General features: G+C 56.0%; 7 protein-coding genes. 6 read left to right on the top strand and 1 reads right to left on the bottom strand.

Annotated features, from left to right (window positions below):
* The first annotated feature begins 4 nt into the window (after window positions 1–4).
* From DYL59_RS08995 to DYL59_RS08980, 4 genes are read left to right on the top strand one after another with little or no spacing between them, the layout of a single operon-like run.
* Entirely contained in the window at window positions 5–1,054 is a 1,050-nt protein-coding gene (locus DYL59_RS08995; RefSeq protein ID WP_135288863.1) for a branched-chain amino acid ABC transporter permease, read from the top strand.
* Window positions 1,055–1,072: 18 nt separating this feature from the next.
* On the top strand, window positions 1,073–2,413 hold the full coding sequence (locus DYL59_RS08990; RefSeq protein ID WP_135288862.1) for an ABC transporter substrate-binding protein: 1,341 nt from the start codon (window positions 1,073–1,075) through the stop codon (window positions 2,411–2,413).
* A gap of 2 nt (window positions 2,414–2,415) precedes the next feature.
* On the top strand, window positions 2,416–3,183 hold the full coding sequence (locus DYL59_RS08985; protein WP_135288861.1) for an ABC transporter ATP-binding protein: 768 nt from the start codon (window positions 2,416–2,418) through the stop codon (window positions 3,181–3,183).
* Between the two features lie 12 nt (window positions 3,184–3,195).
* Window positions 3,196–4,590 carry an FAD/NAD(P)-binding protein gene (locus DYL59_RS08980; protein WP_135288860.1) on the top strand — a complete coding sequence of 465 codons (1,395 nt, stop codon included), beginning with the start codon at window positions 3,196–3,198 and terminating at the stop codon, window positions 4,588–4,590.
* Between the two features lie 231 nt (window positions 4,591–4,821).
* Here the strand turns inward: DYL59_RS08980 and DYL59_RS08975 are convergent, their stop codons facing one another.
* Window positions 4,822–6,351 carry a hypothetical protein gene (locus DYL59_RS08975; RefSeq protein ID WP_135288859.1) on the bottom strand — a complete coding sequence of 510 codons (1,530 nt, stop codon included), beginning with the start codon at window positions 6,349–6,351 and terminating at the stop codon, window positions 4,822–4,824.
* Window positions 6,352–7,336: 985 nt separating this feature from the next.
* Here DYL59_RS08975 and DYL59_RS08970 point away from each other — a divergent pair.
* Together DYL59_RS08970 and DYL59_RS08965 are read left to right on the top strand one after the other, a co-directional pair.
* Window positions 7,337–9,292 (top strand): RCC1 domain-containing protein, encoded by a 1,956-nt coding sequence (locus DYL59_RS08970; protein WP_135288858.1) that lies wholly within the window; start codon window positions 7,337–7,339, stop codon window positions 9,290–9,292.
* A 117-nt stretch (window positions 9,293–9,409) separates the two neighbouring features.
* A complete protein-coding gene (locus DYL59_RS08965; protein ID WP_135288857.1) occupies window positions 9,410–11,317 on the top strand; it encodes an RCC1 domain-containing protein in 1,908 nt (635 codons plus the stop codon).
* The last annotated feature ends 89 nt before the right edge of the window (window positions 11,318–11,406 follow it).

The raw sequence follows: 11,406 nt of genomic DNA, 5'->3' as shown, positions 1-11,406 counted from the left end.
AACCATGTCGATCCCTGTTGTGCAAGAAACCGCGCCGTTGGTGCTGATCCAGCGGCGTATCCCATGGGGCCTGCTCGGGCTGTTGGCACTGGCATTTGTCGTGGTGCCGCTGTGGGGCAATGACTATTGGCTCAATGCGATCCTGATTCCATTTTTGGTGCTGTCCCTGGCGGGGCTGGGCCTGAATCTGCTCACCGGCTACACCGGGCAAACGTCCGTGGGCGCGGCCGGTTTCATGGCGGTTGGTGCGTTCGCCACCTACGGCTTTTTGCTGCGCCTGCCGGAATTGGGTTTACCGGTTGCGCTGCTGGGGGGCGGGATTATCAGCGCGTTGGTGGGCTTGCTGTTTGGTCTGCCCAGTTCGCGGATCAAGGGTTTTTACCTGATGGTCACCACCTTGGCCGCGCAGTTCTTTCTGGAGTGGCTGTTCGTCAAGTTTCCCTGGTTCTACAACTATGGCTCCTCCGGCACCATCTCCGCGCCCAAGCTTGCGCTGTTTGGCCACGACCTCAATACCCCGCTGGGCCGCTACCTGCTGACGCTGGTCACGGTGGTGATCCTGACCTGGACCGCGATCAACCTGGTGCGCAGCCAGGTCGGTCGCAACTGGATGGCGATCCGCGACATGGACACCGCCGCCGCCGTGGTCGGCATTCCGGTGGTGCGCTACAAGCGCCTGGCGTTTGCGGTCAGTTCGTTCTACCTCGGTATTGCCGGGGCGCTGTGGGCCTTTGCCTACCTGGGCACGGCCAGTGCCAGCAGTTTTGATATCAACCGCTCATTCCAGATCCTGTTCATCATCATTATCGGCGGCATGGGCAGCATCGCCGGCAACTTCGTGGGGGCTGCGTTTATCAGTTTGCTGCCGATTTTCCTCAGCCATGCCGGGCAGGCGTTGTTCGGTGGCTCGGTGGATGCGGGGCAGTTGCAGAACCTGCAGAAAATCATCTTTGGCGCGTTGATCATCGTGTTCCTGATCAAGGAACCCGAGGGCTTGATTCGCCTGTTGCACAACCTGCGTGACCGTCTGCGGCAGTGGCCGCTGCGCTTCTAACTTCTAAGAGAACTCTCCATGCGTGCATCCTTGAAACGTTCCCTGGTCGGCACCGCCTTTGCGCTGGCTGCACTGGCCGGCGCAGTACCCCAGGCCGTGGCTTCGGCCGACCAGCAATTCTTCCCTCTGGCCACCTACCGCGTGGGCGCTTACGCCTCCAGCGGCGTGCAGGTGTGGGCGGGGATGATTGACTACCTGCGTTATATCAACGAGGTGGAAGGCGGTATCAACGGCGTGAAACTGGTGTGGCAAGAATGCGAGACCGAGTGGACGGCGGAGAAGGGCATCGAGTGCTACGAGCGCTTCAAGAACGGCCTGGATGGCGCGCCGGTGGCGGTGTACCAACCCAACGGCGCACCGGCGGCCTATGCGCTGAGTGAGCGGGCGGAGGTGGACAAGATCCCGCTGATCACCCTCGGTTATGGGCGCACCGAAGCCACCGACGGCACCGTGTTCCCCTATAACTTCCCGGTGATGCTCACGTTCTACAGCGAGGCCTCCACCCTGGTGAACTACATCGCCCAGCGCGAGGGCGGGTTCGACAAGCTCAAGGGCAAGAAGATCGCCACGGTCTACCACGACTCGGCCTACGGTCGCGAAACCCTTGGCCCGCTGAAGTTGCTCGCCGAGAAGTACGGCTTTGAAAATATCCAGATCCCGGTGGCCGACCCTGGCAACGAACAATCCGCGCAATGGCGCCAGGTGCGCCAGGCCAACCCGGACTGGGTGTTCCTGCGCACCTGGGGCGTGTCCACCCCGGTGGCGGTGAAGACCGCCGCACGCTTCGGCTTCCCGGTGGACCATATCATCGGCGACATCTGGGCCAGTTCCAGCGAAGACGTGCTGCCCGCCGGTGCTGCTGCCAAAGGCTACCTGGCGCTGACGCCATACCCGGCGGGTGCCGATTTTGAGATCCACAAGCGCCTCAAGCAGTACATCCTCGACAAGGGCCACAGCGACCTCAAAGACCTGAAAAACTTCGGCAGCGTCTACTACAACTCGGGCCTGGTGAACGCCGCCGTGGCGGTGGAAGCGATCCGCACCGGCCAGGCCAAGTTCGGCAAGCGCCCGCTCAATGGCGAAGAAGGCCGCTGGGGCCTGGAACACCTGAACATCGACGACGCACGCCTCAAGGCCATGGGTTACCTGGGCCTGATGCAAAACCTCAAGCTGTCGTGCCGCGACCACGAAGGCGGCGGCTCGGCCCGGGTGCAGCAGTGGGACGGCGCCAACTGGACGCTGGTGAGCGAATGGATCGCTGCCGATCGTGCGCTGCTGCGCCCGTTGATTGACGAAAAATCCGCTGCGTTTGCCAAGGAAAAAGGCCTGACGCCGCGTACCTGTACCGGGGATGAATAAGCATGAGCCAGCCCGCCGTTGAAACCGCCAACCCGTCGCTGCTGACGGTCAATGACATCGAAGTGATCTACGACGGCGCGATCCTGGCGGTGGCCGGCGTGTCGCTGAGCGTGCCCAAGGGCGCTATTGTCGCCTTGCTCGGCGCCAATGGCGCGGGCAAGAGCACCACGCTCAAGGCAATTTCGGGGTTGGTGCGCGCCGAGCGTGCCGAGGTCAGCCGGGGCGTGATCGAGTACGCAGGCCAAGACCTGGCCGGCGTCGACCCCAGCCAGCGCGTGCGCCAGGGCATGGTGCATGTGCTGGAGGGCCGCCATGTGTTCGGCCAGCTTACGGTGGAAGACAACCTGCGCAGCGGCGGCTTTGTACGGCGCCTGAGCCGCAAGGACATGGAACACGACCTTGAGCGTATCTACGCCTGGTTCCCACGGCTCAAGACCAAGCGCCACACCCGCGCCGGCCTGACCTCGGGCGGCGAGCAGCAGATGGTTGCCATCGGCCGGGCGTTGATGACCCGTCCTACTTTGGTACTGCTCGACGAGCCGTCCATGGGTTTGGCGCCTATGATCGTGCAGGAGATCTTCGAAATCATCGCGCAGCTCAACCGTGAGCAGCAGGTGAGCTTTTTGATCGCCGAGCAGAACATCAACGTCGCGCTGAACTATGCGGCCCACGGCTACGTGCTGGATACTGGCCGGGTGGCCTTGAGTGGCAGCGCTGCCGAGTTGTTGGCGCGGGGCGATTTGCATGACATTTATCTGGGTAAACAGTAAAGGCGAACCTGCATGACTGACTCCATCCGCAACGCTGATGTCCTGATCATCGGCGGCGGGCTAAGCGGTACGATGCTGGCGGTGCAACTGCTGCGCCAGCCGGGCCAACGCCGCATCCTGGTGGTTGAACCGCGCGCCGAACTGGGCCGTGGCGAGGCCTACAGTGCGGTCGAACTGGGCCACACGTTGAACGGCAACGCCGCACGCATGAGCGTCGACCCGGACAACGCCGATGACCTGACCCAATGGCTCACCGCCTATATCGGCGCGGGCGGCTGGCCGCAGGCGCACGAGCAGCCTGTGCCCATCAGCGAACTGTTTCCGCCACGCGGCGTTTTTGGCCTGTATGCGCAGCAGCGGCTGGCCGAAGCCAAGGCGTTGTCGGCGTCCACGGTGGAGCATGTGCGTGGTGAGGTGGTTGATCTGCAAGTGGATGAACACGGCGCGTTATTGACCCTGGATAACGGCCCGGCACTGCGTGGTGCCTTTGCGGTATTGGCCACTGGCATGTTCCCGGCGGCGCGCACGCCCCAAACCCAATCCAGCGGTTTGAACGCAGCGGCGGTAGACCCCTGGGACGTGAGGGCCATGACCCAGCTCGACCCACAGGCCACGGTGCTGATCATCGGCTCCGGACTGACCATGGTGGATGCCGTGGTGTCCCTGGAACAGGCCGGCCATCGTGGGCCCATTGAGATCTTTTCACGGCATGGCCTGCTGCCCCACGTGCGTCGGCAGCCGCCGGGCTGGGTGGATTTTCTGGGCGAAGACCACAGCCTGCGCAGCCCGCTGCAATTGCTGCGGGAAGTGCGTCGCCAATGCCGCATCGCTCAGGCGCAGGGCATTGATTGGCAAGCGCCGTTGGACACCGTGCGTGCCCATATCGGCCGCTTGTGGAGCCAGGCCAGCGAGCGCGAAAAGCGCCAGTTTGTGCGGCACGTGCGGCCCTGGTGGGAGAGCCACCATCACCGTTCGCCGCCGTTGAGCGCACAGTTGGTGGCGCGGTTGCATGACGAGGGGCGGTTGCGGATTCGGGCGGCGTCGTTCAAAGGCTTGGAGCCTTCAGGTGAAGGCGTGACCATCCGTTTGCGTCACCGTGGCGAGCAAGCCGTTACGCATGTGTCAGGAGCAGCGTTGATCAACTCCAGCGGCATTGAGTACGACTGGCGCCGCGTGGCCCGACCGTTGCCGCAACAGTTGCTCAAACGCGGGCTGATCCAGCCTGGGCCGTTGGCATTGGGGATTGCAGCGGATGCGGGCGGGGCGGTGGTGGACGCAGCGGGGCAGGTGAGCCAGCGGTTGTTTGCCATGGGCCCGCCGTTGCGGGGGCTGTGGTGGGAGAGCACGGCGGTGACGGATGTGGCGATTCAGGCGAAGGCGTTGGCCTTGAAACTGACAACCCTCTAAATATGGCATTCCTTGTAGTGAGCAGGCTTGCCAGCGCTGGGTGGCGAAGCCGCCCCAGGCGGGACGCCGCAGTGTTTTAGGCAGACCGAGGTGTCTGGATGTAGGGCGGCTTCGCCACCCAGCGCGGGGCAAGCCCGCTCACTACACGGCGATCCAGGCTTGGGGCCGCGCCTACTCCTAGCGGCGGCGGTTGACGGGTGGGCACGCTTGCGGTGCACTCTGGCGAACCACTCAATAGATGGTCAACACCCGCCGCAGCGACTCGTGCAAATTGATAGCATGTGCCCGAGTAAAGTTCGTCAGGATTACGTAATAGAACTCAGGACGGTAACCTTTGAATTTTTGCAGGTCTTTCCGATAGATCAGGCGCTTGACTGGCCCGTTTTCAGGCCAATGGATACCGACCTCCTTGGCTTCTTCGAAGAGGATGACGTCGTTCAACGCCCTGACATAGCGCAAGATCAGCAGAATCCTGTCGGTGGGTTGGCGCCAGCCGAAAAAGGGAATCTGCACAACGATGTGCGCAGGGTCATCAGCAATAGTATCGTCGAGGTAGTTCTCTGCGAACGGTGATTCCAGGCGGGAAACTCTGCCCCTGACCATGGTGAAGAGCTTCACGGAATAAACCGTGAGAGGTTGTAGTGACGTCCTTCTCAACACAAAGCTAACCTCCATCCGGCCTTCAGCGGCAGCGAGCACCGTCGGGTAGGGAATGAAAACAGAATGAGGCTGGCCGGCCTTCGTGATTGTCACGAACGCGTGCTGCACGAGCACGCCCCCATTGGGCGGGTAAGCGCGAAACTCGACATCGTACAAACTGCCGTTGGGACCGACGTTTTCATTAGTGATCACCTGCACTTCAACGGGCTTCTCATCCACCAGTTCCAGGTCGATATAGCCTTGCGGGCCAGCGTTCACAATAGCCAGGCCCTGCTCTTTGGTCACGTCTAGGAGCACGGATACGTATGCGTTCGCCGAGGCGGGGGTAGGAATATTTCCCACCTGGTCGGTGACCTCAAACCACACCGGCAAGCGGTGGCTGTCGCCGGCCTGGACGATATCCGAGTACGTCACTTCGATGTCCGTAGGCTTGTCCTTGCCTGCGACGGTTTGAGTGATGATCACCGACCCCCAGTGCAGAATGATTTTGTCCTTCGGATGCATGTTTGGGTAGGGTTGGAACGTGCAGATTACGCCTTTGCTGGCATTGTCCGGAACAAGGGTCGTTTCGGACAGACTGAATATGAGCTCTGAATGCCCGTCTTCGATTTGATCGTTATCGTCACCTGCAGGCAGCTCGGTTTTAATCTGCGTGACCAACGCGTAAGACATATCGTAATCAGGGCCGCCCTGGTGGTGAACGAGGTAGACCAGTGCATACGAACCGTCGGGAAGGTCGTTCTGGTCGACCGCAAAGTAATAGCTGTCTTGTGCCTCTTCGCCAGGTTCCAACTTCTTGATGGCCAACGCCTCTACGGTAGTGGAGGAGATCAGAATACCAACGGTTATGATATCGCCCGGCTGCGCGTTCCAGTTTTTGTACACGACGATCGTCAGGCCGGACTTGAACAGCCATTTGGCGACGCCTACATCGTGACCATCGACAGATTCACTCGCTCCGGGAATGTACAGTCGGTCCAGGTTCTTGGGGTTGTCCTGAGGCGTCAGCGTCACGAGGTCATTCATCGCAGCAACGGCTTTGGATTTCATGGTTGTTTTGGTTTTGGTTTTGGTTTTGGTTGCAGTCTTTTTGGCTGGCATGATTGATCTCCTGATAGACCTTTGCACGTGACTGCAAACACAACCGTGCCGTTGGGGTATCAGATAACGGATTGCGTGCGGGCGCTACTGTCAGAGTTAACAGGTAGGGGGCTGTGGCTGCGCCTATAAAGACCACCCGTCACAATCTGTTAATTCTGACAGTATCGCGGGCAGGATTTGAGGTGTTTGCAAGCGGTAAACCGTTCGTGGACCACGATTAGGACATCTGCCGTGCCCAAGCAAAAACGCTCGAAGCCGCAGTCGCCCAGAGGCAACCTTGGCTGGTGGCTGGTGGCTGGTGCCATGTTGCGACAGCTCCATCAAGGTACGCCAGTGCGTGGTTTGGCGCCTTGTACAATGGTGCGCTGCAGGGTTTGGAGTAGTAATAAAGGCTGGCGGTCCCAGTCCGGCTTGCCGATTAAACCGTCCAGTCGTTCGGCCTGGACGCGTTGACAACAACCGGTGATAACGGGAAGTGAGAGTCTCGTAAGTTTGCCGATTTTAGCCTAGGTACAACCTTGAGACGCTAAAGGGATAACTCGTGCCCGGCGACCTTCGCGCTGGCTGAGAGTGGCCGATAGTAAGCGCGATCTCAACTCGGTATGTTCTTCTGTGGTGAGGACGATTTTGGCAGTGCTCACCGGCGTTTCTGTGAGCATTAGATGGCACTGCAAACGTAGCCAAAATCGGTGAGAGGTTAATTCGAGAACGGCACATCTAGGTAATTCTCCCCCCCATACGAACGATGTGACCATCACCCTCACCATCACCGACCTCGCGTTGTGCGTCATCGTAGAATATTGAGAAAAATACTTGTGTATGCATTCACGCCTGACCAAGTGGAGATGCAGGCTAAAAGATCGGACAGGCGGTATCCTGACCTGTCAGATTTCACAGTAGAAATTTATATGAAATAAGGTCAGTTTCGACTGTGCCGAGCGCGGCGCCAACGGTTATCTGCTCAGATAGGTACAGAGGACAGACCATGAAAAATTCACTTAACACGCCTGTTGCGACTCAAGTCGCCATCATTGGTGAACTCACCCCGGGTTCAGTTATTCGTGCCACCTACATCTATAATGCCAACGGGGGCTCTCCAGAAAAGGATACGGAGTGTCGATGGATAATTAACGGTGTTACTTACGCAGGCACGACAGATTTGGATTTGCAGTTAAGTCACTTAGTTTCATACTCGAGTATCAGAGTATCGATCACTCCAAAATCTGAGGCAGGCGAAAAAGGTATTGAGGCGTTTTCCCCAGAGTATACGATGAGTAGGGACTTTCAGAATATTTCCAACGAAGAAAGCGAAAATAGTTTTATCAAACAGCATGGCTGTTTTTCTATTTATAATGACGAGTCGCGCGATAGAATATTAATCACAAACTCGGCGGCATTCACGTTGCTAAATGGCAGAACTCAAAGTTTAGTTGCGAAAGGTAGAAGTGACCATGGTGGAGTACCCCCCGCCGATATCGTCAGCTACCTCCAAAACAATCCCGCCATTAAAATGTTCTCAACTGCATCCGACTTCGCGGCGCAAGTGCCTGTTGTAGGAAGTACTACGCGCATATTAGTTTGGGGTCGCAACACAAATGCGGTAGACCCAGGCGTCGATCTGAACAACATAAAGTATGTTTATAGTAACTCTGGCGCATTCGCATTTATTTACGACAATCCTCCTCCGGGCAGAAATACGATCGGGGCTATTGGGGATGCCGCGAAGGGGGGTGTTATCCCTGAAGATATTCAACGTGCGTTATTGTTTGACAAGCCCGTGGCAATCAGTGCGACCGAAAGTGCATTTGCAGTAAGAACTCAAGCTGGCCAAGTTTACTGTTGGGGTGCAAAAGACGATGGCGGATTTGTTTCACCGCAGACAAGAATACAATTGGATCGACTACACGCCACAAAAATTATATGCACCGCCAGAGCCTTCTGCGTGATTGGGCCCGAAAAATTTGGCAACCCCGATGCGTTGTCTATCGTCACTATTGGCAACGTTAGCAGCGGCGGGACCCTTAACCCTTCTGATCTTGAATCTATTCTGGATGAGGGGGGGGTTCAAACGGTCATAGCAAACCGAGATGCTTTTTGCGCGATAACAAAACGTCGAGGAAAGGCATTGAGTTGGGGGGCATCATCTACTGGCGGGACAATGTCAGACGCCGCGCGCACCCTGTCCGCACGCGGCGGAATTGTGATGTGCGTAGGCAGCGCATATGCATTTTGCATGGTGAATGTACATGGCGATGCTGAAGCATGGGGGCAATCCTCCATGGGCGGTACCACTCCCACTACTGAAACCGCCGATGATCATATTGTGGATGCCGGAGAACTATTAAATGCAAGCGGTCTAAAATTAAAACTGCCCGGAATATTCAAAGAATTTAAAGTAGATGAATCGCATCAACTCACCTCAGAGAGAAAATATAATAATTGTGGCTGTGGCATAGAATTAAGCAGCTCTTCTAAACTTATTACAACAGCGGGGGCGATCACCCTGCGCTCAAATGACACAAGTTTCTTTTTGTTCAGTCAGAATGCCGATGGCACTACCAATGATATGTTTACGTGGGGCAATAATGGCTACGGCGGTTCGATGCCGTCAGCTGTCAGGCAAGTATTAATGGCAAGTAAAATTAAAAGTAGCTACTCTACTAACGGCGCTTTTGGCGTCATCAGTACACAAGGTGCCATAGAGGGAGCAGTTTCTGTATTTGGCGGATCCAGCGCTCAAAACGAGGCAGGTGAAATTCCTGCCGAACTGCGTGATAGCCTGACTTCAGATGTACTTCAACTTTATTCAGTTAAGAAACTTCCACCGATCACACCTTCTGCTACACGCCTCACGGCAGCATTTGCTGCTAGGCGCACCGATGGTCGTCATGTTGTATGGGGCGCAAAAACGGACTTTGTCAATGAAATAATTCCTTACTAGCTTGAGTTATTCGACCACCTCATTTGTCGGATTTGCTCAGCTCGAATTGCGCCACCCAAACAACAACAAGATCTATCGGTTGGAGCATGTCGACGACTTTTTTTGATGGAGTTTATTATGAGTAACTCAAGAGATCCAGTGCAGGCGGTGCCTAGTGCAAGTCAATTAGAAATCATAGGTGATGTGTACATTAACGCTACCGTTCGCGGCAATTATAAATACGATAGCAATGGAGGCAGTGGCGAGGGGCCCTCGCGATTTTACTGGCATATCAATGGTGAGCGTCTCGTTGAGGAAGGCCAGCTGGATATAAAGCTTAAAATTTCGGACGCTCACAAATTTTTACAGCTCTCCGTAGTGCCTGTTGCATCTGATGGCACTGAAGGAGTCGAGGCGTTCTCTTCGAATTATGAAATTCTTGCTCACTTTCAAGGGATTTCAGAAGACGAGAATGAATGGTGTTACTTAAAGCAACGAGGAAATTTTTCTTTTCATACACCAGAGCCCGCAGACCGACTTTTCGTCTCCACCGGTGGGGTTTTCGCACTGCACCACCCGTCCACGGGAAATGTCCACCTAAAAGGCCAAGTAGGCTGGGGCTTGCCAGTCCCCCCTGAGATAGAGAGTTTTCTAAAAAACAACAAGGCTATAAAACTTTTCTCATCAGAGTTCAGTTTCGCTGCACTGGTCGAGGTAGGCAGCACGAATCAGTTATTGTGTTGGGGGGCAACTATCCCAGCTGCACTCCCTTCTTTACGCGGTGTCAAATCGGTTTACAGTACACGTAATTCCTTTGCCATTATATATGACAACCCTCTTCCTGGGTCTGACAGCATTGCAGCGATTGGGCCGGCCAACAACCCGGTATCAAAAGTGCCGGAAGATATACAGCGCGAGTTGTGGTTTGACCCGCCAGATGCCATTTACGCTGCCGACGACGCGTTTGCAGTACGTACTCGTGGTGGAAAAGTATACGCCTGGGGTAAGCCAGAGAACGGTGGATTAATCCCACCTGCCGTCAGAGCCCAACTCAATACAATGTTTATTACTCGAATTGTCGCGACTGCTATATCTTTCTGCGCGATTTCAGAAGAGGGTGACATAGCTGTTTGGGGACACCCAACCGGAGGTGGCACTATTCCCCCTGACCGGCTGGAGCAAATACTGAATGATGGTGGTGTACAATCAGTTATTGCTGCCACAACTGTTTTTTGTGCCATTACTCGGAGCAGGCGCAGGGCAGTCAGTTGGGGACGACCTTTGGAGGGAGGTAACATGTCTCCTTCCGCAGCGAGCCTGGCAATTAGGGGGAACATCATTATCTGCAAGGCTGCTCGCTGGGCGTTTTTGATGGTCAATGCTGCCGGAGAGGCCGAAGCGTGGGGTGATATAAGGTATGGAGGAGCTCCACTGACCGAACAGGAAAAAACAGAATTCAGTACTATATTAAAGGGTAAAAATGCATTGCCTGGTTACCCACAACGCAATTCACTGGGCCGCGTGAGACAAAAACGACACTGCAATGTCTCTTCCCGTGCAATTATTGTGGGTGGCAATGTCGGTTTATATTCAAACGATGTCAGCTTTTTTCTAATAAGCCGACATGATGATGGGCGCACTAACGCAGTTGTAGTGACGGGGTTAGCTACCCACGGTGGAACGATGAGTCAGGCGCTACGGCAAACGCTAATGGCCAGTCTAATTCGAGATGTCTACTGCACCAACGGCGCGTATGGGGTTATTGCTACGCAGGGAGGAACAGACGGTGCTGTTTTAGTATGGGGTGCGACCTTAGCGATGGAGGATGCAGGTGAAATCCCCCCCGAACTGGCTTCGTATTTATCAAGTGGCGTGACAGAGCTGTATTCAATTAAACGCTTCCCCTACGTGGCGTTGCCTCCTGACCCACCACCAATCCCTCCCCGCCCGGACCCATCCTTCGCAGCTCGGCGTTCTGATGGCACATTTGTTCTTTGGGGGGGGAATGTAGAAAATCAATATTTTGATCCGCGGGCATCCACATAAAATCAGCGTATAAAAGACCTAAAATCAATTGACTGCCCCGGGCTGCTCCGGGGCAGTTTATCCCTCAGTAAAAATATGAGTGCCCTTCC

This window comes from Pseudomonas kairouanensis (assembly GCF_004682055.1).
In the GTDB taxonomy this organism is placed as follows: domain Bacteria; phylum Pseudomonadota; class Gammaproteobacteria; order Pseudomonadales; family Pseudomonadaceae; genus Aquipseudomonas; species Aquipseudomonas kairouanensis.
The sequence above is the reverse complement of the archived record's forward strand: the minus strand, read 5'-3'. Positions and strand labels throughout refer to the sequence as shown.

Excerpts from the sequence above, each read along its gene's own strand:
- DYL59_RS08995 (WP_135288863.1), top strand. The coding sequence starts at position 5 with ATGTCGATCCCTGTTGTGCAAGAAACCGCGCCGTTGGTGCTGATCCAG.
- DYL59_RS08990 (WP_135288862.1), top strand. The coding sequence starts at position 1,073 with ATGCGTGCATCCTTGAAACGTTCCCTGGTCGGCACCGCCTTTGCGCTG.
- DYL59_RS08985 (WP_135288861.1), top strand. The coding sequence starts at position 2,416 with ATGAGCCAGCCCGCCGTTGAAACCGCCAACCCGTCGCTGCTGACGGTC.
- DYL59_RS08980 (WP_135288860.1), top strand. The coding sequence starts at position 3,196 with ATGACTGACTCCATCCGCAACGCTGATGTCCTGATCATCGGCGGCGGG.
- DYL59_RS08975 (WP_135288859.1), bottom strand. The coding sequence starts at position 6,351 with ATGCCAGCCAAAAAGACTGCAACCAAAACCAAAACCAAAACCAAAACA.
- DYL59_RS08970 (WP_135288858.1), top strand. The coding sequence starts at position 7,337 with ATGAAAAATTCACTTAACACGCCTGTTGCGACTCAAGTCGCCATCATT.
- DYL59_RS08965 (WP_135288857.1), top strand. The coding sequence starts at position 9,410 with ATGAGTAACTCAAGAGATCCAGTGCAGGCGGTGCCTAGTGCAAGTCAA.